At 71.2% G+C, this 24,635-nt stretch carries 1 protein-coding gene (cut by a window edge); it reads left to right on the forward strand.

Annotated elements, in window-relative coordinates; genetic code table 11:
- Positions 1–24,635, forward strand: the 5' end (the start) of a protein-coding gene (locus KO481_RS07745; protein ID WP_215916301.1) for a non-ribosomal peptide synthase/polyketide synthase. 26,839 nt of this gene lie beyond the right edge of the window; only the first 24,635 of its 51,474 coding nucleotides appear in the window; the start codon lies at positions 1–3; its stop codon lies beyond the right edge, outside the window.

Here is a 24,635-nt window from a genome sequence, read left to right on the forward strand (position 1 = left end):
TTGGACCGGCTGGATTTCGGCGGAAACGGCGAAGCTGGCAGCGAGATCGCGGCCGCGCCAATAGCCGGGGACGAGCTCTTCCCGCTGTCGCCGGCACAGCTGGGCATCTGGTATGCCCAGCATCTGGACCCACATGTGCCGGTCACCATTGCCCAGTACGTCGACCTGCACGGGCAGCTCGATCGCGCCGTGCTCCGGCAGGCCAGTATCGACGCCTCGGAGGAGTTCGGATCCGGCTTCCTGTGCATCGTCGAGCACGACGGTGAACCCCGCCAGTACATCGACCCCACGATCCCGGACCGCGACGACATCCATTACCTGGACCTGCGCGCCGAGGACGACCCGGAGGCCGCGGCGCTCGAGTGGATGCGCGCGGAGTACAGCCGTCCGCTGAACATGGTCACCGACCGGCTGATCCGGCTCGCGGTGCTGCAGCTGCGCGAGGATCACTGGTACTTCTACCTGCGCGCCCACCACATCGTGCTGGACGGCTTCAGCGCGATGAACTACCTCGGCCGCCTGGCCGAGCACTACACCGCCGCCGTGAACGGCACCCAGGTCGCCCCGCTGAAGGTCTCGGACCTGCGCAGCCTGGTCGAATCCGAATACGAGTACCGCGAGAGCACCCGTTTCCAGTCCGACCGGGAGCACTGGGCGCAGCGGGTGACCGGACTCGAGAGCGGCACCAGCCTGGTCGGCAACTCCGCTCCGCCCGCCCCGCTCAACGGCCTGGCCAGCGACGTGCTCTCCGACGAGCGCAACGCGCTACTGGAAGCCTCGGTGGCCCGTCACGATTCGACGCCGGCCGCGCTGCTGATCGCGGCCTTCGCCGCCTATCTGGCGCAGTGGACCGGCACCGAGGACGTGATCCTGAGCCTGCCGGTCACCGCGCGCACCACCGCGGTGATGCGGCGTTCGGGCGGTGTGACCTCGAACATCGTGCCGCTGCGACTGCACGTCGGCTACGGCACCACCGTCACCGACCTGCTCAAGGCCGTGACGGTCGAGGTCTCCGGCGCGCTGCGGCATCAGCGGTACCGGCACGAGGACATCCGCCGCGACAGCGCCGACGGCGGCGTGGTCACCCGGGAATTCTTCGGCCCCTGGGTCAACATCATGCTGTTCCACGACCAGATCGCCCTGGGCGACATGGTCGGGCAGATGCACGTGCTGTCCACCGGCAGCATCGAGGACCTGGGCGTCAACTTCTATCAGACCGAGGGCGGCGCGCGCTCGCGCATCGACTTCGAGACCAACCCGAATCTGTACTCCGAAGACCTGACGCGCCGGCATCACTCGCGTTTCCTGGAGTTCTTCGACCGGTTCCTCGCCGCGGCGGCGGACCAGGTGCTGTGGGCGCTGCCGATCACCGGCGACGACGAGCTCGACCGGACGCTGGTCGAGTGGAACGAATCCGGGCACGAGGTGCCCGAGACGACGCTGACCGCGCTGCTGGACGAGCAGATGCGGCGCACGCCCGGCAATGTCGCACTCGACTACGAGGGCGTCACGCTCACCTACGGTGAGTTCGCCGCGCGGGTCAACCGCCTGGCCCGTCGCCTCATCGCCGATGGTGTCGGCCCGGAATCCCTTGTGGCCCTGGGTATGCGGCGCTCGCTGGACCTGGTCGTCGGCATGCACGCCGTGCTGGCCGCCGGTGGCGCGTACGTGCCGATCGATCCCGATCATCCGGCCGAGCGCACCGCCTACATCCTGGAGTCCGCGGCACCGGTCTGCGTGCTGACCGTCTCCGGCGACGAGGTGGATCTGCCCGGCGAGGTGCGCGCCGTGCCGATCGACGCACTGGACCTCTCGGAGTTCTCCTCCGATCCGGTGACCGACGCGGATCGCCTTGCGCCGCTGCGTGATTCGAACACCGCCTACGTGATCTATACCTCCGGTTCGACCGGCCGCCCCAAGGGCGTGGCCGTCACGCACCGGGCGATCGTGAACCAGCAGCTGTGGATGCTGGACCAGTACGGCCTCACCGCGGCCGACGTCTACCTGCAGAAGACCGCCACCACCTTCGACGTGTCGCTGTGGGGCTACTTCCTGCCGCTGATGGTCGGCGCGAAGCTGGTCATCGCCACCCCGGACGGCCACCGCGACCCGGTCTACGTCGCGGAAACCATTGCGCGACAAGGCGTGACGGTCACCGACTTCGTGCCGTCCATGCTCACGATCTTCACCGGCCAGGCCACCCGCGAGCAGTGCGCCTCGCTGCGAGCGGTGTTCGTCATCGGCGAGGCGCTGCCCCCGGAGACCGCGGCCGCCTTCCGGGCGATCAGCGACGCCGGGCTACACAACCTCTACGGCCCCACCGAGGCCGCGGTCTCGGTGACCCGGTGGCAGGCCACCACGGCCGACGTCACCGTGGTGCCGATCGGTGTTCCCGAGTGGAATGTCGAAGTGTACGTGCTGGATTCGCGGCTGCGCCCGGCCGCCATCGGCGCCTCGGGCGAGCTGTACCTGGGCGGGCGGCAGCTCGCGCGCGGCTACCGCGGTCGCGCCGATCTGACCTCCGACCGGTTCGTCGCCAATCTGTACGGGCTGCCCGGCGAGCGCATGTACCGCACCGGCGACCTGGTGCGCTGGAACTCCGCCGGCGCCCTCGAGTACGTGGGCCGCACCGACTTCCAGGTCAAGTTCCGCGGCCAGCGGATCGAGCTCGGCGAGATCGAGACCGACCTGCTCGCGCATCCGGCCGTCAACCAGGCCGTCGTGCTGGTCGCCGACACCGCGACCGGGCAGCAGCTCGCGGCGTATGTCGTTGCCGCGCAGGGGATGTCGATCGATCCGGCCGAGCTGACCAGGTTCGTCGCCGAAAAGCTGCCCGCCTACATGGTGCCCGCATCGATCATGGTGCTGGACGCGTTGCCGCTCAACACCTCCGGCAAGCTGGACCGCAAGGCCCTGCCCGAGCCGGTGTTCAGCGTGGACGCCGCCGGATACCGGGCCCCGCGCAAGCATTCCGAGGAGATCGTCGCCGGCATCTTCGCCGACGTGCTGAGCCAGGACCGGGTCGGCATCGACGACAACTTCTTCGACCTGGGCGGCAACTCGCTGGTCGCGACCCAGGTGGTCTCGCGCATCTCCGCCGCCTTCGGCATCACGCTGGGCGTGCGGGCGCTGTTCGAGACGCCCACCGTCGCCGGCCTCGCACTGCGGGCCGAATCCGCCACACCCGCAGAGATTTCCGTTCGGCCGCCGCTGGTCGCCCGCGATGAGGAGCCCGGCGCCCGGGTGCCGCTGTCGCTGGCCCAGCAGCGGATGTGGTTCATCAACCAGTTCGATCCGTCCGCGCCCACCTACAACCTGCCGTTCGTGGTGCGGCTGCGCGGCGCCGTCGACATCGCGGCGCTGCAGGCCGCGCTGCTGGATGTGTTGACCCGCCAGCAGTCGCTGCGCACGATCTTCCCCGAGGCGGGCGAGGGCGGCGGCTACCAGCAGGTGCTCCCGGTCGACGAGGTCGACCTGGGCGTCGCGGTGCTGCCGATCGCCGAATCCCAATTGCTACCCGCGCTGGCCGATTTCGCCTCGACCGGCTTCGATGTCACCCGCGAGCTCCCGATCCGGGTCCGGGTCTACCGGGTCTCGAGCGGCGGGGGCCGGTCCGGCTCGCGCGGCACCGACTACGCGGTCGCCTTCGTGGTGCATCACATTGCGGCCGACGGCTTCTCGTTCGGGCCGCTGGCCCGCGACGTCACCGCGGCCTACCTGGCGCGCGCCGCCGGGCAGGATCCGGCCTGGTCGCCGCTTCCGGTGCAGTACACCGACTTCAGCCGGTGGCAGCGCGCGGTGCTGGGCTCGGAGGACGATCCGCAGTCGATGGCCGCGCGCGAGATCGCGTACTGGCAGGGCGCGCTGGCGGGCCTGACCGATCAGCTGGACCTGCCGACCGATCGCCCGCGCCCGCCGACGCAGAGCTTCCGCGGTAACCGCGTCACCTTCGAGATCGATCCCGACCTGCACGTCGAGCTGTCGAAGCTGGCTCGCGCACAGGGTGTTTCGCTGTTCATGGTGCTGCACGGGGCGCTGGCGGTGCTGCTGGCGCGGATGTCGGGCACCCAGGACATCGCGATCGGCACCCCGATCGCGGGGCGCGGCGAACAGGCCCTGGACGACCTGATCGGCATGTTCGTCAACACCCTCGTGCTGCGGACGCAGGTCGAGGGCGGCGAATCGTTCGCCGAGCTCCTCTCGCGCACCAGGGAAACCGACCTCACGGCGTTCGCGCACGCGAACGTGCCGTTCGAGCGGCTGGTCGAGGTGCTGAACCCGGCCCGCTCGCAGGCGCGGCACCCGCTGTTCCAGGTGATGCTGTCCGTGCAGGAGCTCTCGCACGCCACCATGGAGATGGACGGGCTGTCGCTGACCGCGGACGAGCTCGACGTCGACATCGCCAAGTTCGACCTGCAGTGGACGCTCACCGAGCAGCGGGGCGCCGACGGCGCCCGGGCCGGTGTGTCCGCGGTGCTCTCCTACGCCACGGATCTTTTCGATGCCGCCACCGTCGCCGAGTTCGGCGACCGGTATCTGCGGATGCTGCGCGCCGTCGTCGCGGATGTGACCGCGCCGGTGGGGGATATCGAACTGCTCGACGAGTCCGAGCGGGCGCTGGTGCTGGACGCCTGGAACGCCACCGCCTGGACCCCGGAGCGCACCGGCACGGCCCCGGTCACGCTGGCCTCCCTGTTCGCCGAGCAGCTCGCCCGCACGCCCGAGGCCCCCGCGCTCACGTTCGAGGGGACAACTCTGTCCTACGGCGAGTTCGCCGACCGCGCGCACCGCCTGGCCCGGCATCTGATCTCCCTCGGTGTCGGCCCGGATTCGCTTGTCGCACTGGGCATGCGGCGCTCGCTGGACCTGGTCGTCGGCATGTACGCGGTGACGCTGGCCGGTGGCGCGTACGTGCCGCTGGATCCGGATCACCCGGCCGAACGCACCCGGTACGTGCTCGAGACCGCGCGCCCGGTCTGCGTGCTGACCACGACCGATGACGAATTCGAGGCCGAGGCGCACACCCCGGTGCTCGAGCTCGACCTGCTCGACCTCGACGAGTACTCCGGCGATCCGATCGACGATGCCGATCGTGTTGCGCCGCTGCGTGATTCGAATACCGCCTACGTGATCTTCACCTCGGGTTCGACCGGTCGCCCGAAGGGCGTAGCGGTCTCGCACGGGGCGATCGTGAATCGCCTGGCGTGGATGCAGGCCGAGTACGGCCTGACCGCGAGCGATGTCGTGGTGCAGAAGACCCCGGCGACGTTCGACGTGTCGGTGTGGGAGTTCTTCTGGCCCTTGCAGGTCGGCGCGCGCCTGGTGGTCGCGCGGCCGGAGGGCCATCGCGATCCGGCGTATCTGGCGCGGTTGATCACCGCCGAGGGCGTGACGACGGCGCACTTCGTGCCGTCCATGCTCTCGGTGTTCGTGGCCGAGCTGGCCGCGAATTCCGGCACCCCCGAGGACATCGCCTTCGCGGGCTGCACCGGACTGCGCAACGTCTTCGCCTCCGGTGAGGCGCTGCCCGCGCCCGCCGCGCAGCGGTTGCGCGAGCTGACCGGCGCGCGGGTGCACAACCTGTACGGTCCCACCGAGGCCGCGGTCGACGTGACCTATCACGAGGTCGTCGACGCCGACGCGGTCTCCGTGCCGATCGGCCGCCCGGTCTTCAACACCGCTGTCTACGTGCTGGATTCGCGGCTGCGGCCGGTTTCGGTGGGTGTCGCGGGTGAGCTCTATCTGTCGGGCGTTCAGCTGGCGCGCGGCTACGTGACGCGTCCGGACCTGACCTCGGATCGCTTCGTGGCCAACCCCTTCGGGGCGGGGCGCATGTACCGCACCGGCGACCTGGTCCGCTGGAACTCCGCCGGTGAGCTGGAGTACCTGGGCCGCACCGACTTCCAGGTGAAGTTGCGCGGTCTGCGCATCGAGCTGGGCGAGGTCGAATCGGCCCTGGCCGCCCTGGATTCGGTGGATCAGGCCGCGGTGGTGGTGCGCTCGGACAAGCACCTGGGCGATCAGCTCATCGGCTACCTGGTCGCAGCGGGCGAGGGACTCGACGTCGACGCCGTGCGCGCCGAGCTGGCCGAGACCCTCCCGGCATACATGGTGCCCGCGGCCTTCGTGGTGCTGGATGCCTTCCCGCTCAACGCATCCGGCAAGCTCGAGCGCCGCGCGCTGCCCGCACCGGTGTTCGAGGTGCGCAAGTTCCGCGCCCCGGCCACGCCGATCGAGGAGATCGTGGCCCAGATCTTCGCCGAGGTGCTCGGGGTGGCCCGGGTCGGTGCGGACGACGACTTCTTCGAGCTCGGCGGCAACTCGCTGATCGCCACCCAGGTCACCGCGCGCCTGGGCGGTGAGCTCGACACCCGGGTGCCCGTGCGCATGCTGTTCGAGGCCAGCACCGTGACCGCGCTGGCCGCCCGCGTCGAGTCGAATGTCGGTGTGGGCGGGCGCAATGCGCTGACCGCGCGCGAGCGGCCGGAGGAGATTCCGCTCTCCCCGGCGCAGCAGCGCATGTGGTTCCTGAACCGCTTCGATGTGGACTCCGCGGCCTACAACGTCACCGTCGCGGTGCGGCTGTCCGGCGAGCTGGACATTCCGGCGCTGCAGGTCGCGCTCATCGACGTGATCGACCGGCACGAGTCGCTGCGCACGGTGTTCCCCGAGACCAGCCGCGGCCCGGTGCAGGTAGTGCTCGACGCCGCGCGGATCGTGCCCGACCTGACCCCGGTCGAGGTGCCGGTGGGCAACCTGGTCGCCGAGCTCGTCGAGCTGGCCTCGATGTCGTTCGACGTGACGACTGAAGTTCCGTTGCACGCCAGGCTGTTCGAGCTCAGCGAGACCGAATACGTGCTGTGCATGGTGGTGCACCACATCTCCGCCGACGGCTGGTCCATGGGCCCGCTGGCGCGCGACGTGATGGTCGCCTATGCCGCGCGCACGCTGTGGGAGGTTCCCGTCTGGGAGCCGCTGCCGGTGCAGTACGCCGACTTCGCACTGTGGCAGCACGAGCTGCTGGGCGACGAGTCCGATCCGGAATCCCTGGGGCACCAGCAGATCGACTACTGGCGCAAGGAACTCGCGGGCCTGCCGGATCAGCTGGATCTGCCCTCGGACCGGCCGCGCCCGGCCGTGCAGTCCTTCGTCGGCGGCCGGGTGTCGCTGGAGATCGACGCCGAGACCCACCGCGCGCTGGTCGATCTCGCGCGCGAGCGCAACGCGACACTGTTCATGGTCGTGCACACCGCGTATGCGGTGCTGCTGTCGCGGCTGTCGGGGACCGATGACGTCGCGATCGGCACGCCGGTGGCCGGTCGCGGCGAGAACGTGCTGGACGAGCTGGTCGGCATGTTCGTCAACACCCTGGTCTTCCGGTCGCGGGTGGATCTGGGCGAATCCTTCGCCGATCTGCTTGCGCGCCAGCGTGAGACCGATATCCAGGCCTTCGCCAATGCCGACGTCCCGTTCGAGCGGCTGGTCGAGGTGCTGAACCCCGCGCGGTCGACCGCGCGGCACCCGCTGTTCCAGGTATCGCTCTCGTTCGAGAATCAGCCGCACGCCGAATTCGAGCTGCCCGGCCTGCATGTCGAGGCGATCGACACCGACATCACCACCGAGAAGTTCGATCTCTCGCTGACCGTGCGCGAGCTGAATCCGAATGAGATCGCCGGCATGTCGGCGGTGTTCTCCTTCGCGCGCGACCTGTTCGACGAGGACACCGTCGCGGTGTTCGCGCGCCGGTTCCAGCTGTTGCTGGCCGCGATCACCGCCACGCCGGATACGCCGGTGGGCGAGCTGCCGCTGCTGGACGACTCCGAGCTCGCGATGCTGACCACCATCCGCGGCGACGGCGCGCCCGGTGGCGGCGTGCTCCCCGACCTGCTCGCCGCGGGCCTGCGGCGGGATCCGAACAGTCCCGCGCTGTTCTTCGAGGGCGTCGAGCTGAGCTACGCCGCGTTCGACGAGCGGGTGAACATGCTTGCGCGGCACCTGATCTCGGTCGGCGTGGGCCCGGAATCCCGGGTCGCGGTGTGCATCCGGCGCTCGCTGGATCTGGTGATCGCCCTGCACGCGGTGGTCGCGGCGGGCGGTGCCTACGTGCCGCTGGATCCCGATCACCCGGCCGAGCGCACGGAATACATTCTGCGCACGGCCGATCCGGTGGGCGTGCTGACGGTGTCCGGCATGGATGTCGCGCTGCCCGCCGGCGTGCCGCTGATCGAGGTCGACCGCCTGGATCTGGCCGGGCGCTCCGACGAGCCGGTGACGGACGCGGATCGCGTTGCGCCGCTGCGTGATTCGAACACGGCGTACGTCATCTTCACCTCCGGCTCGACCGGTCGCCCGAAGGGCGTGGCGGTCTCGCACGGCGCGATCGTGAACCGCCTGCTGTGGATGCAGGCCGAGTACGGCCTCGAGGCCTCCGATGTCGTGATGCAGAAGACCCCGGCGACGTTCGATGTGTCGGTGTGGGAGTTCTTCTGGCCCTTGCAGGTCGGCGCTCGCCTGGTGATCGCGCGGCCCGACGGGCATCGCGATCCGGCGTATCTGGCGCGATTGATCACCGCCGAGCGCGTGACGACGGCGCACTTCGTGCCGTCCATGCTCTCGGCCTTCGTCACCGAGCTGGCCTCCTACCCGGACGCGGACGGCGCGATGTGCGCGAGCCTGCGCAACGTTTTCGCCTCCGGTGAGGCGCTGCCCGCCGCGACCGCGCGCCGGCTGCGCGAGCTGACGGGCGCGCGCCTGCACAACCTGTACGGCCCGACCGAGGCCGCGGTCGATGTGACCTACCACGAGGTCACCGACGCGGACGCGGTCTCCGTGCCGATCGGCGTGCCGGTGTTCGGCACCGCCGTCTACGTGCTGGATTCGCGGCTGCGGCCGGTTCCGGTGGGTGTCGCGGGCGAGCTCTATCTCGCGGGCGTGCAGCTGGCGCGCGGCTATATGACGCGTCCGGACCTGACCGCCGACCGCTTCGTGGCCAACCCCTTCGGGGCCGCGGACACCGCGGGCGAGCGCATGTACCGCACCGGCGACCTGGTCCGCTGGACCGCCGCCGGTGAGCTGGAGTACCTGGGCCGCACCGACTTCCAGGTGAAGCTGCGCGGTCTGCGCATCGAGCTGGGCGAGATCGAGGCCGCCCTCACCGCCCTGGATGCGGTCGATCAGGCCGCGGTGGTGGTGCGCTCGGATCAGCATCTGGGTGAGCAGCTCGTCGGCTACCTCGTTCCCTCGAACGGCGACATCGACACGGCCGCGGTGCGTTCCGAGCTCGCCGCGCGGGTGCCGGAGTACATGGTCCCGGCGGCGTTCGTGACGCTGGCGGCGTTCCCGCTGAACGCCAGCGGCAAGCTGGACCGAAAGGCACTGCCGGAACCGGTGTTCGAGGCCGCGGAGTTCCGCGCGCCGGTCACGCCGGTGCAGGAGATCGTCGCCGAGGTCTACGCCGAGGTGCTGGGCGCGGCGCAGGTCGGCCTGGACGACGACTTCTTCGCGCTCGGCGGCGACAGCATCCTGTCGATCCAGCTGGTCTCGCGCGCCAAGGCGCGCGGCGTGATCTTCACTCCCCGTGAGGTTTTCGAGCGGCGCACCGTCGCCGGCCTGGCCGAGGTCGCCGATCGCGGCGAGGCGGCGCAGCCGCAGCTGGCCGAGCTGCCGGGCGGCGGCGTCGGCGAGGTCGCGGTGCTGCCGATCATGTCGCAGTTCCTGGGCGGTGAGCGGCCGTACCCGCGGTTCTCGCAGGCGCTGGTGCTGCGGCTGCCGGTCGGGCTCGACCGCCCCACCCTGGTCGCCACCTTGGCCGCGGTCTTCGACCACCACGACGTGCTGCGCGCGCGGCTGCGCAACGACGGCGGCGAGCTGAACTTCGAGGTGCGCGAACAGGGTTCGGTCGATCCCGGCGAGCTGCTGCACCGGGTGGAGCTCGATGCCGACCTGCCCGAGAGCGAGCTGTCCTGGATCACCGGGATGGAGTACGACGCCGCGCTGGGCCGCCTGGACCCCGAGCAGGGCGTCATGGCGCAGTTCGTGTGGTTCGCCTTCGCGGGCGAGCGTCGCGACCTGCTGCTGGTCGCCGCGCATCACAGCGTGATGGACGGCGTGTCGTGGCGCATCGTGATCCCGGATCTGGCGCTGGCCTGGTCGCAGGTGGTCGCCGAGCAGCCCGTCGCGCTGCCGCCGGTGGGCACGTCCCTGCGGCGCTGGGCGCACGGCGTGGCCGAGGCCGCCCTGACGCCCGAGCGCGCGGCGGAACTGCCCTACTGGCAACAGGTTTCGGCGACGCCGGATCCGCTGCTGGGCGACCGGGCGTTCGACCCGGCCCGCGACACCCTGGGCACGGTCGAGCGGATCGAGGTCACGGCCTCGGCCGAGGTCACCGACGCGGTGCTGACCCGGGTCCCGGCGCTGTTCCGCGCGGGCGTCAACGACGGCCTGCTGGCCGCGCTCGCCCTGGCCGTATCCCGGTGGCGCGGTGCGGAATCCGGCGGTCACGCGCTGATCAAACTGGAGGGCCACGGCCGCGAGGAAGAGCTCGTGCCCGGCGCGGACCTCTCGCGCACGGTGGGCTGGTTCACCTCGGCGTTCCCCCTGGCGCTGACGCTGCCGGACGCCGATCTCGCCGAGGCCTTCGCGGGCGGCGAGATCCTGGGCTCGATCCTGAAATCGGTCAAGGAGCAGGTGCTCGCCGTGCCGGACAAGGGTCTGGGCTACGGCATGCTGCGGTACCTCAACCCGGAGACCGGCGCGCTGCTGCCCCGGGACGTGCCCGGCCAGATCGGCTTCAACTACCTGGGCCGGATCTCCGCCCCGGGCGTGCCCGCCGAGCTCACCGAGCTGGGCTGGCTGCCGTCCGGTGAGCTGGGCCGCCTGGACGCGGTGATGGATCCGGAGATGCCCGCCCCGGCGGTGATCGACATCAACGCCGCCGTCGACGACGGCCCCGAGGGCGCGCAGCTGGGCGCGAGCTTCGCCTTCGTGCCCGGCGTGGTGAGCCGGGAGCAGGTGCAGCGGTTCGCGGACCTGTGGCTCGCGGCGCTGGCCGGATTGGCCACCTATGTGCAGCGTCCCGACGCGGGCGGCCTCACGCCCTCGGACATGCCGCTGGTGCGGGTCCGCCAGACCGACATCGAACGGTGGGAGCGCGAGTATCCCGCGCTGGCCGAGGTGTGGCCGCTTTCGCCGCTGCAGACGGGCCTGCTGTTCCACGCCCAGCTCAGCCGCGCGGGCGAGGACGTCTACACCGTCCAGGCTCTGCTGGACCTGAGCGGCGAGCTGGACCGCAACCGGCTGCGCGCGGCCGCGGCCGCGCTGATCGACCGGTACCCGAACCTGCGCGCCGGCTTCGTCACCGACACCCTGGGCCGCTCGGTGCAGGTGGTTCTCGACTCGGTCGAATTGCCCTGGCGCGAGCTGGATCTGCGCGATGTGCCCGAGGCCGAGCGCGCGTCCGAGCTGCGCCGCCTGACCGCCGCCGAGCAGACCGCCGGATTCGACATGGCCGCGCCGCCGCTGCTGCGGTTCAGCCTGTACCGCACCGGCGATGCGACGTATCGCCTGGCGATCACCTCGCACCACGTGCTGGTCGACGGCTGGTCGATGCCGCTGCTCATGCGCGATCTGCTGGTGCTGTACGCGCTGCGCGGGGACACCACCACGCTGCCGCGAGTCACCCCGTATCGGAACTTCCTGGCCTGGCTGGGCGAGCGCGACCGGGACGCCTCGGTGGCGGCCTGGGCATCCGCGCTGGCCGGGGTCGAGGAGCCGACCCAGCTGGCGCCGGTGGCGCACGGGCCGGAAGCCAATGAGATCGCCACGCGGACAATCGAACTCGGTGTCGAGCGCACCGAGCGGCTGAGCGCGCGTGCGGCCGAGCTCGGCATCACCGTGAACACCCTGATGCAGGCGGCCTGGGGCATCCTGCTGGGCCGCCTGACCGGTCGCGACGACGTCGTGTTCGGCATGACCGTCTCCGGCCGCCCGGCCGAGCTGCCCGGCGTCGAGTCGATGGTGGGCCTGTTCATCAACACCCTGCCGGTCCGCGTGCGGATCGACGAGCGCGCGAGCGCCTCCGAGCTGCTGACCGGGCTGCAGCGCGAGCAGATCGAACTGCTCGATCACCACTACCTCGGCCTCAGCGACATCCAGCGGGTCGCGGGCGCGGGCGCGCAGTTCGACAGCCTGCTGGTCTTCGAGTCCTATCCCGTGGACAAGGACGCGCTGGCCGCCGCGAGCTCGATCGACGGCATGTCCGTCACCGATGCGGCGATGGTCGACAACGCGCACTACCCGATGACGATCGTGGTGCTGCCCGAGGCGGCCCTCGAGATCGAACTGCGCTATCTGACAAGCCATTTCGAGGGCGATCAGGTGCAGGTGCTCGGCCGGCGGCTGGTGCGCATCCTGGAGGCGCTGATCGAGGCTCCGCAGGATGCGGTCGCCGACATCGACATCCTGGACGCGGCCGAATTCGCCGATCTCACCACCCGGACCGGCGGCCCGGCGGAAGCCGCGCGCACCCTGCCCGAGTTGCTGGCCGCGGCGGTGGCCTGGAACCCGGACGGCGTTGCCGTTGTCGCGGACGGTGTCTCGTACAGCTACGCCGAGATCGACGCCGAGTCGAGTCGTCTGGCGCGGGCGCTGATCGAACGTGGTGCGGGCCCGGAGATTCCGGTCGCGGTGGCGCTGCGGCGTTCGTGGCAGTCGTCGCTGGCGCTGTGGGCGGTCGCCAAGACCGGCGCGGTGCTGGTGCCGGTCGACCCGGCGTATCCGGCCGACCGGATCGTGCACATGATCACCGATTCCGGCGCGGCCTTCGGCCTGAGCAACCTGGCCGAGATCCCGGACCTGCCCGAGCTGGACCGCGCGTGGATCGCGCTGGACGACCCGGAATTCGCCGCGGACGTCGCGGCCCGGTCCGCCGAGCCCGTCGCGGATTCCGAGCGGCTCTCGCCGCTGCGCGTGGCCAACGCCGCGTACATGATCTACACCTCCGGCTCGACCGGCCTGCCCAAGGGCGTCGTGGTCTCGCACCGCGGCCTGGCCAACTACAGCGAGGAGCAGGTCGCCCGGTACGGCCTCGAAAGCTCCACGCGCACACTGGGTTTCTCCTCGCCGTCGTTCGACGCGTCGATGATGGAGCTGCTGCTGGCCATCGGCCGGGCCGGCACGCTGGTGCAGGTGCCGCCGTTCACCTTCGGCGGTGAGGAGCTCGCCGAGCTCATGCGCGCCGAGGGGGTGAACCTCGCCTTCCTCACCCCGCTGGTCGTGGCATCGCTGAACCCCGATGCGCTGCCGCGCCTGCAGACCGTCGCCGTCGGCGGCGAGGCCATTCCGGCCGAGCTGGCCGCCCGCTGGATCGGCGCGGGCCGGGCGTTCCACAACGTCTACGGTCCGACCGAGACGCAGATCGTGACGAATATCGGTGCGCCCCTTGCCCTCGGCGAGGCCGTCACCATCGGCGGCCCGGTGCGCGGCATGCGCAACCTGATCCTGGACGATCGGCTGCGCCCCGTGCCCGAGGGTGTCACGGGTGAGCTCTATCTCGGCGGTATCCAGCTCGCGCGCGGCTATCACGAGCGCGCCGAGCTGAGCGCGAGCCGGTTCGTGGCCGACCCGTACGGTGCGCCCGGCGAGCGGCTGTACCGCACCGGCGACCTGGTGCGCTGGTCCGGCGAGCGGCTGGAGTACGTGGGCCGCAACGACTTCCAGGTCAAGATCCGCGGCCTGCGCATCGAGCTGGGCGAGATCGACAGCGCCCTGACCGCGCAGCCGGGCATCGAATTCGCCGTGACCGTGGGCCACAAGGCCGATTCCGGCGCCACGGTGCTGGTGTCGTACGTCGTGCCGTCGGCCGGCGCGGCCCCCGACACCGCCGAGCTCACCGAGGCGGTGGCCCGGACGCTGCCGGAGTACATGGTGCCCACGGCGATCGTGGTGCTCGACGAGGTGCCGCTGACCCCGACCGGCAAGCTGGATCGCCGGTTGCTGCCCGAGCCCGAGCTGGGCCCGCGCGAGTTCCGGGCGCCGGTCGGCGCGACCGAGACGATCATCGCCGAGGTCTTCGCCGACGTCGTCGGCTCGGACCGGGTCGGCGTGGACGACGACTTCTTCGCCCTGGGCGGCGACAGCATCCTGTCCATCCAGCTGGTGTCCCGGGCCAAGGCCCGCGGCGTGATCTTCTCCCCGCGTGATGTTTTCGAGCGCCGCACCGTCGGGGCGCTGGCCGAGGTGGCCACCTCCGGCGCGGCGACCGAGCAGCCGGTGCTGGCGGAGCTGCCGGGCGGCGGCGTGGGCGAGGTTCCGCTCACCCCCGTGCTGGCCCAATTCCTGCGCAACGGCACGCCGTTCGGGCGGTTCTCGCAGTGGATGGCGCTGCGCCTGCCCGCGGGCATCGACCACGACACCCTGGTCGCCACCCTCGCGGCCGTGCACGATCGCCACGACCTGCTGCGTGCGCGCCTGGTGATCGACGGCGGCGCAACCATTTTCGAGGCCCTGGAGCCCGGCACGGCCGACATCGCCGCGCGGGTGCATCGGGTCGAGGTCGACGCCGACATCAGCGACACGGCGCTGGCGCGGATCGCGAATGCCGAACTGGACGCGGCGCTGGATCGCCTCGATCCGGCGCGGGCGCTGATGACGCAATTCGTCTGGTTCGCCTTCCCCGCCGACTCCGCGCGCCGGGACGTATTGCTCGTCGCGGCACACCATTTCGTGGTCGACGGCGTCTCCTGGCGCATCGTCATTCCCGATCTGGCGATGGCCTGGTCGCAGCTGGCCGCCGGTTCGCCGGTCGCGCTGCCGGAGGTCGGTACCTCGATGCGGCGCTGGGCGACCGGCCTCACCGAGGTCGCCCGGGCGCCCGAGCGCGTCGCGGAACTGCCCTACTGGCAGCAGGTTTCGGCCACTCCGGATCCGCTGCTGGGCGAGCGTGCGTTCGACCCGGCCGTGGACGTCGAGGCCACGGCCGAGCGGGTCGAGATCACCGTGCCCGCCGACATCACCGAGGCGGTGCTCACGACCCTGCCCGCGCGTTTCCGGGGCGGCCCCAACGACGGCCTGCTCTCGGCCCTGGCGCTGGCCGTATCGCGGTGGCGCGGTGTCGAATTCGGCGCCCGCACGCTGATCAAGCTGGAGGGCCACGGCCGCGAGGAGGGCGTCGTGCCCGGCGCGGACCTCTCGCGCACGGTGGGCTGGTTCACCTCGGTATACCCGGTCGTGCTGGATCTGCGGGGCGCGGACCTGGACGAGGCGTTCGCCGCGGGCCCGGTGCTGGGCGCGATCGTCAAGTCCGTCAAGGAGCAGCTGCTCGCCGTGCCCGACAAGGGCCTCGGCTACGGCATGCTGCGCTACCTGAACCCGGAGACCGGCGCGGAACTGCCCGCGACCGTGCCCGGCCAGATCAGCTTCAACTACCTGGGCCGTCCGGGCGAGGCGCCGGCGGAGCTGGCGGAAATCGGCTGGATGCCCACCCAGGACCTGGGCGCGCTCACCGCGCCCATGGACGCGCAGACCCCGGTCAACGCGGCGCTGGACATCAACGCCATCGTCGCCGACGGCCCCGACGGGCCGGTGCTGAACGCGACCTTCGGATTCCCCTCGGGCCTGCTGACCCGGGACCGGGTGCGCGAGCTTGCCGAGCTGTGGGTGGCCGCGCTGGGTGCGCTGGCAACCCATGTGCGGCAGCCGAATTCGGGTGGTTACACCCCGTCGGACATGTCGCTGGTGCGCGTCGGCCAAGCCGATATCGAGCGCTGGGAGCGCCGCTACCCGGCGCTGACCGAGGTGTGGCCGCTCTCGCCGCTGCAGGCCGGTCTGTTCTTCCACGCGCAGTTCATGCGCGAGGGCACCGACGTGTACACGATCCAGGCCGTCCTGGACCTGAACGGCGAGCTGGATGCCGCGCGCCTGCGCCGCGCCGCGATCGCGATGATCGAGCGGTACCCGAACCTGCGGACCGCGTTCCTCACCGATTCCGTGGGCCAGCCGGTCCAGGTGGTGCTCGACAAGGTCGAGGTGCCGTGGCGCGAGGTGGATCTGCGCACGGCGGCCGATCCCGCCGCCGAGCTGGAGCGGGAGATCGCGGCCGAGCAGGCCGACCGCTTCGATCTGGCCCAGCCTCCGCTGGTGCGCTTCACCGTGTTCCGCACCGGAGAGGACGCCTGGAAGCTCGCGATCACCACCCACCACATCCTGGTGGACGGCTGGTCCACGCCGCTGCTGCTGCGAGACCTGCTGGTGCTGTACACGACTCGCGGCGATCAGTCCGTGCTGCCGCGGGTGAGCTCCTACCGCACGGTGCTCGAATGGCTGGGCGGCCGCGATCGCGACGCCTCGCTGCGGGCCTGGGCCACGGCGCTGGAGGGCCTGGACGAGCCCACCCAGCTGGCCCCGTCCGGGGGCGCGCAGACCGGCGAGATCGGCCGCGTCGTCACCGAGATCGACGCCGAGCGGACCCGCCGGATCACCAACCGCGCCGCCGAGCTGGGTGTCACGATGAACACCCTGCTGCAGGCCGCGTGGGGAATCCTGTTGGGCCGCATGACCGGACGCGACGACGTCGTCTTCGGCACCACGGTGTCCGGACGCCCGGCCGAGCTGCCCGGCGTCGAGTCCATGGTCGGCCTGTTCATCAACACCGTGCCGGTGCGCGTGCACCTGGACGACACGGCGACCGCGGCCGAGCTGCTGACCGGGCTGCAGGGCTCCTGGGCCGATCTGCTCGAGCACCACTACCTGGGCCTGACCGACATCCAGCGGGTGGCCGGCGCCGGTGCGCTGTTCGACAGCATGCTGGTCTTCGAGTCGTACCCGGTCGACAAGGACGCCCTGGCCGCGACGAGCTCGATCGAGGGCATGTCGGTCGGCGGCGCGCAGGTCAACGACAACACCCACTATCCGCTGACCCTGGTCGTGATGGCCGAGTCGACGATCGAGCTGTCGCTGCGCTACCAGAGCGGCAGCTTCGCCGCCGCCGAGATCGAGGCCCTCTCCGCGCGGTTCCTGCGGGTGCTGGATGCGCTGGTCGACGCTCCGCGTCAGCGCGTGGGCGCGATCGACATCATGGTCGACGACGCCGAGCGCGCGGAGCTGCTGGGCCGCACCGGCGGTCCCGCGGTGCCCCCGGTGCTGCTGCCGGAGCTGATGCGGGCCGCCGTCGCGGCCAACCCGGACGGCCAGGCGGTCGTGTTCCGGGATCGCTCCCTGACGTATGCCGAATTGGATTCCGCGGCAGCGCGATTGGCGCGCGTGCTGATCGAGCGCGGCGCCGGTCCCGAGACGATCGTGGCCGTGGCGGTGCCGCGTTCGATCGAATCGGTACTGGCGATCTGGGCCGTGGCCTATGCGGGCGCGGCCTTCCTGCCGGTGGATCCGGCCTACCCGGCCGACCGTATCGCGCACATGATCTCCGATTCCGGTGTGCGCCTGGGCATTACGGTCTCCGCCGAGGCCGCGGCGCTGCCGCCGGTGGCGGGCGGTGACTGGCTGGTGCTCGACGATTCGCCGGTGGTCGCCGAGATCGCCGCTCAGGCGGGCGATCCGGTCGAGGTGGCCGCGTTGCGGCCCGGGCATGCCGCGTATGTCATCTACACCTCCGGCTCCACCGGTCTGCCCAAGGGTGTCGTGGTCACCCATGCGGGTATCGCCAACTTCACCGCGGAGCAGACCGAACGCTATGGCCTGGACCGCGATACGCGCGCGCTGGCCTTCGCCTCGCCGTCGTTCGACGCCTCGGTGCTCGAGCTGCTGCTGGCCGTGGGTCCGGCCGGTGCGCTCGTCGTGGTGCCGCCGGGCACCTACGGCGGTGCGGAACTGGGTGAGCTGATCGCGCGCGAGGGCGTGACGGTCGGCCTGATCACCCCGTCGGTGCTGGCCTCGCTGGACACCGCGGATCTGGCCGGTATGCGCGTGATCATCGCCGGCGGTGAGGCCGTTTCCGCGGAACTCGTCGCGAAATGGTCCGTGGCGCAAGGGGACAGCTCTGTCCAGCGCCGGTTCTTCAACGCCTACGGTCCCACCGAGGCGACGATCGCGACCAACATCAGTGGCGCGCTGCTGCCGGGCGACCGCATCACCATCGGCGGCCCGGTGCGCGGCATGCGCGCGCTGGTCCTGGATTCGCGACTGCGCCCGGTGCCCGAGGGCGTCGTCGGCGAGCTGTACGTGGGCGGCATCCAGCTGGCCCGCGGCTATCTCGCACGCGAGGCCCTGACCGCCGAGCGCTTCATCGCCGATCCGTACGGCGCGCCGGGCGCGCGGCTGTACCGCACCGGCGACGTGGTGCGCTGGTGGCGCGACGGCGCGGGCGAACCCGCGGTGGAATACGTGGGCCGCAACGACTTCCAGGTCAAGATCCGCGGCTTCCGCATCGAGCTCGGCGAGATCGACGCCGCCCTCACCGCGCATCCCGACGTCGACTTCGCGGTCACCGTCGGCCACCGGCTGCCGACCGGCTCTTCGGTGCTGGCGTCCTACGTGCTTCCGGTCGCAGGCGCGGCGATCGACACCGCCGCGCTGTCAGCGCACGCCGCCGGGCGGCTGCCGGACTACATGGTGCCGACCGCGATCACGGTGCTGGCCGAGATCCCGCTGACCCCGGGCGGCAAGCTGGACCGCCGGGCCCTGCCCGCGCCGGATCTGGCCTCGCGTGAGTTCCGCGCCCCGGCAACGCCTTCCGAGGAGCTGGTGGCGGGCATCTTCGCCGAGCTGCTGGGTGCCGAGCGGGTCGGCGCGGACGACGACTTCTTCGCCCTGGGCGGCAACTCGCTGATCGCCACCCAGGTCGTCGCGCGCCTCGGCAGCGCCCTGGACACCGAGGTCGGCGTGCGCGCGCTGTTCGAGCACGGCGCGGTCGCCGCGCTGGCGCGGCACGTGGAATCGGCCGCGGGACAGGGCGGTCGCGCGCCGCTGGCGCCGCAGGAGCGCGGCGAGCTGGCTCCGCTCTCGCTGGCCCAGCAGCGGATGTGGTTCCTGAACCGCTTCGACAACCGCACCGCGGTGAACAACATCCCGATCGCCGTCCGGCTGACCGGCGAGCTCGATCTCGCGGCCCTGAACGCGGCCATGGCGGACGTGCTCGCCCGCCACGAGTCGCTGCGCACCGTGTATCCGGAGGTCGACGGTGTCGGCTACCAGCGGGTGCTGCCGGTGGCCGAGGCGATCACCGAGATCTCGCCCGAATCGGTTGCCGCCGAGGAACTTCCGGCCCGGGTGTTCGAGTTGGCGAGCGTGTTCTTCGACGTGACCGCCGAGCCGCCGTTCCGCGCGCACCTGCTGCGGATCGACGAGCACGACCACGTCGTCGTGCTGGTCGTGCACCACATCACCGGTGACGGTTTCTCCATGCGCCCGCTGCTGCGGGACGTCGTGGTGGCCTACACCGAGCGCAGCCGCGGCATCGCGCCGCAGTGGTCCCCGCTGCCGGTGCAGTACGCCGACTACGCGCTCTGGCAGCGCGCGGTGCTCGGCGCCGAGGACGATCCGGAATCGGTTGCCGCACAGCAGATCTCCTACTGGCGCGACCGCCTGGCGGACCTGCCCGAGCAGCTGGAGCTGCCCGCGGACCGGCCGCGGCCCGAGGTCGCGTCCAACCGCGGCGCCACCCACGTGTTCACCGTCGACGCCGAGTTGCGGGCCGCGCTGGAGGAACTGGCGCGCGCCCACAACGCCACGCTGTTCATGGTGGTGCACGCGGCGCTGGCCACCTGGGCCGCGCGGCTGTCCAGCAGCACCGATATCGCCATCGGCGCCCCGATCGCGGGCCGCGGCGAGGCTGCCCTGGACGACCTGGTCGGCATGTTTGTCAACACCCTGGTGCTGCGCACCGAGGTCGCCCCAGCCACCCCGTTCACCGAGCTGCTCGCGCAGTCCCGGCGCACGGATCTGAACGCCTTCGCTCACGCCGACGTGCCCTTCGAGCGGCTGGTCGACATCATCAGCCCGGTGCGCTCCCAGGCGCGTAACCCGCTGTTCCAGCTCGCGCTGAGCTTCGACGCCGCCTCCGCGGCCGATCTGGGCACCGTCTCGCTGCCGGGCCTGGATCTGGACGTGATCGAATTCGACGCGGGCACCGCGAAATTCGATATTCAGCTGTCGGTCGACGTGCCGGCCGCGGCGGCGGCCGGGCTACGCCTGTCCTGGAACTACGCCACAGATCTGTTCGATCCCGAGACCGTAACGGTCTTCACCGAGCGGCTGCTGCGCGTCCTGCGCGGGGTCGCGGGGCAGCCCGAGATCGCCGTCGGTGACATCGATCTGCTCGGCGAGGACGAGCGGCTGGACGTTTCGCAGCGCTGGGTGTCGTCCGGAAACGACGCCGACACCGGCGTTTTCGGGGCGTCCGGTGCCACGCTGTCCGATCTGTTCGACACCGTGGTCGCCGCGCACAGCGACCGGATCGCGGTGAAGTTCGGCGACGACCGGCTCACCTACGCCTCGCTGGATCAGCGGGCGAATCAGCTGGCGCGCAGGCTCATCGATCAGGGCGCCGGACCCGACACGCTGGTCGCGGTGATCCTGCCGCGCTCCTCGGATCTGGTGGTCGCGGCCCTGGCGGTCGTGAAGTCCGGCGCGGGCTATGTGCCGATCGACCCGAGCTACCCGGCCGAGCGCATCGCCTACGTGCTCGAGGATTCCCGCCCGGCGGTGGCGATCGTCGACAGCACCGTCGAGGTGGAATTCGCCGCGCGCGAGGACGGCTCGAAGCTGCCGGTGGTCCTGATGGACTACTACGGCATCGACGTGCCCGATCTGCTGGACTCCGGCGAGCATCCGATCACCGACGCGGACCGGCTCGCGCCGCTGCGCCCGTCGAGCATCGCCTACGTCATCTACACCTCCGGCTCCACCGGCCGCCCCAAGGGCGTCGCGGTCGAACACCGGAATGTGCTGCGCCTGTTCGCCAATACCGATCGCGAGTTCGGTTTCGGGCCGCAGGACGTGTGGACGCTGTTCCACTCCTTCGCCTTCGACTTCTCGGTCTGGGAGCTATGGGGCCCGCTGCTGTTCGGCGGCACGCTTGTCGTGGTGGACTACTACACCTCACGGTCGCCGGAGCAGTTCCTCGAGCTGCTGCGCACCGAGCGGGTGACGGTGCTGAACCAGACGCCGTCGGCGTTCTACCAGCTGGCCGAGGCCGAGCGCGTCTCCGGTGACTCCGCCGGGGACCCGCTGTCGCTGCGCTACGTCGTGTTCGGCGGCGAGGCGCTCGAGCTGCGCCGCCTGGCGGGCTGGGTGGACCGGCACGGCGATTCGACGCCGCGGCTGGTCAACATGTACGGCATCACCGAGACCACGGTGCACGTGTCGTACCGCGCGCTGGACGCGGCCACCATCGCCGGCGCCGCGGGCAGCGTGATCGGCAGATCCATTGCCGGACTGCGGGTCTACGTCCTGGACGACCGGCTGCGGCCGGTGCCGGTGGGCGTCGCCGGTGAGCTGTACGTCGCCGGTTCCCAGCTCTCGCGCGGCTACCTGGGCCGTCCGGACCTGTCCGCGGCACGGTTCGTGGCGAACCCGCTGGCCGATGCGGAGGCGGCCGGTTCCCGGCTGTACCGCTCGGGCGACGTGGCGCGCTGGAACTCCGCCGGTGAGCTGGAGTACCTGGGCCGCGCCGACGATCAGGTGAAGGTGCGCGGCTTCCGCATCGAGCTCGGCGAGATCGAGGCGGCGGTGCTGGCACAGCCCGGCGTCGCGCAGACCGCGGTGCTCGTGCGCGAGGACCGGCCGGGCGATCAGCGCATCGTCGCGTACGTGGTGGCCGATCCCGAGGCCGCGGCGGTGGATCCGGACGCGGTGCGCCGGGGCGCGGGCGAGCTGCTGCCCTCGTACATGGTTCCCTCGGCAATCGTTGTGCTGGAAGCGATTCCGCTGACCGTCAACGGGAAGCTGGACCGCCGCGCGCTGCCCGCGCCCGACGCCGGTTCGAACGCCTACCGCGCGCCCTCGACGCCCGCGGAGGAGACCGTCGCGGCGGTCTTCGCCGAGGTGCTGGAGCTGGAGCGGGTCGGCGCGGACGACGATTTCTTCGCCCTGGGCGGCAACTCGCTGATCGCCACCCGGGTCGCCGCCCGGCTGCGGACCGCGTTCGACGCCGAGATCGGCGTGCGAATGCTGTTCGACGCGCCGACGGTGTCCGGCCTGGCCGCGCTCATCGGCTCGGCGGCCGGTCTCGGTGCGCGCTCGGCGCTCGCGGCGCTCACCGCGCGCACCCGGCCCGAGCGGCCCCCGCTCTCGCCCGCCCAGCAGCGCCTGTGGTTCCTGAACCGCTTCGATGCGACCTCCTCGGCGAACAACATCGCCGCCGGGGTGCAGCTGTCCGGCGAGCTCGATATCGCGGCGCTGCGCGCCGCGGTCGCGGATGTGATCGCGCGGCACGAGTCGCTGCGCACGATCTACCCCGCCCACGACGGCGTCGGCTATCAGAAGGTGCTGCCCGCCGCGGAGGCGATCCCGTCGTTCGACGTGCTCGACGCACCCGAATCCGATCCGGCGGGAATGATTTCCGTCATCGCGGAATTCGTCGACCGGGGCTTCGACCTCACCACCGAACTGCCCGTGCGGCTGCGCCTGTTCCGCCGCGCCCCCGCCGAGCACGTCGTGGTCGTGGTCACGCATCACATTGCCGCCGACGGTTTCTCGATGGGCCCGCTGGTCCGCGACCTAATGACCGCGTACGTGGCCCGTGCGGCCGCGGCCGCGCCGGAATGGGCGCCGTTGCCGATCCAGTACGTGGATTACGCGCTGTGGCAACGGGACACCCTCGGCTCCGAGGACGATCCCGCCTCGCCCGTGGCGCGAGAGCTGGAGTACTGGCGCACCACCCTGGCCGGGCTGCCCGAGGAGCTGCGGCTCTCGGCGCGCCCGCGCCCGGCCGTCGCCTCGAATGCGGCTCGTACGCACCGGTTCTCGATCCCGGCCGAGGTCGTCGACGCCGCCAACGAGGTCGCGCGCGCGAACGGCGCCACGTTGTTCATGGTGCTGCACAGTGCCTTCGCGGTCCTGCTCGCACGGTTGAGCGGCACGCAGGACATCGCGGTCGGCGTGCCGGTCGCGGGCCGCGGCGAACAGCAGCTCGACGATCTGGTCGGCATGTTCGTCAACACCGTCGTGCTGCGCTCGCAGGTGGCGCCGGACGCGAGCTTCGGCGAGCTGCTCGGCACCGTCCGCGAGGGCGATCTGGCCGCGTTCGCGCACACCGGCGTTCCGTTCGAGCGCATCGTCGAGGTCCTGAATCCGGCTCGCTCGCAGGGACGGCACCCGCTGTTCCAGGTGATGCTCTCGTTCCAGAACCAGGACTCCGGGACGTTCGAGCTGCCCGGGCTGTCGGTCTCGGAACTGCGTGTCGACCCGCCCACCCTGCCCTTCGATCTGCAGCTGGTGCTCAGCGAGGGATCCGCGTCGGGTATGACCGCGGAACTTGTCTATGCGACAAGCATTTTCGACACCGAGTTCGCCGAGGGCTTCGCCGCCCGCTTCGTGCGGGTGCTGCAGGCGGTCGCCGAGCGTCCGGAGACCGCGGTGGGCGACATCGAGCTGCTCGGACAGAGCGAACGGCAGCGCATCCTGCGGCGCTGGAACGCCACCGAGTTCCCGCTGGACGCGGCGCTGACCGCGCCCGACGGTGTCGCCGCCGCGACCCTGGCCTCGCTGTTCGAGGCGCAGGTCGGGCGCACGCCCGACGCGACCGCGATCACGTTCGAGGGGACGAGTCTGTCCTACGAAGGGTTCGCGCGGCGCGCCCGCGGCCTGGCCCGGTGGCTGATCGCCGCCGGTGTCGGCCCGGAATCCTTTGTGGCCCTGGGCATGCAGCGCTCGATCGACCTGGTCGTCGGCATGTACGCGGTGACCATCGCGGGCGGCGCGTACGTGCCGCTGGATCCGGACCACCCGGCCGAGCGCACGCAGTACATCCTCGATACGGCGAAGCCGGTGTGCGTGCTGACCTCCGGCGAGGACCTGAACGTCGACACCGCGGATTCCCGGCAGGTGCGCATCGACGAGCTGGACCTGTCCGGCCTGAGCGACGCGCCGCTGACCGACGCCGACCGCATCCGGCCGCTGCGCCCGGACAACACCGCCTACGTGATCTTCACCTCGGGCTCCACCGGCCGCCCCAAGGGCGTCGCGGTCTCGCACATGTCGATCGTGAACCGGCTGGTGTGGATGCACGCCGAATACGGCCTGGCCGCGGACGATGTGGTGCTGCAGAAGACCCCGTCGACCTTCGACGTGTCGGTGTGGGAGTTCTTCTGGCCCCTGCAGGTCGGCGCGCGCCTGGTGGTCGCGCGGCCCGAGGGGCACCGCGATCCGCGCTACCTGGCGCAGCTGATCGAGGAGGAGGCCATCAGCGCGGCGCACTTCGTGCCGTCGATGCTCTCGGTATTCGTCGGCGAGCTGGAGGATTCCGGCGACGCGGCGGGTTGCGCCAGCCTGCGTAACGTCTTCGCCTCCGGTGAGGCGCTGCCCGCGAACGCGGCGCGACGCCTGCGGGAGCTGACCGGCGCCCGCCTGCACAACCTGTACGGCCCGACCGAGGCCGCGGTCGACGTCACCTTCCACGAGGTGACCGACGCGGATACCGTCACGGTGCCGATCGGCGCACCGGTCTTCAATACCCGTGTCTACGT

The sequence above is a fragment of the Nocardia albiluteola genome (assembly GCF_018860155.1).
Taxonomy (GTDB): domain Bacteria; phylum Actinomycetota; class Actinomycetes; order Mycobacteriales; family Mycobacteriaceae; genus Nocardia; species Nocardia albiluteola.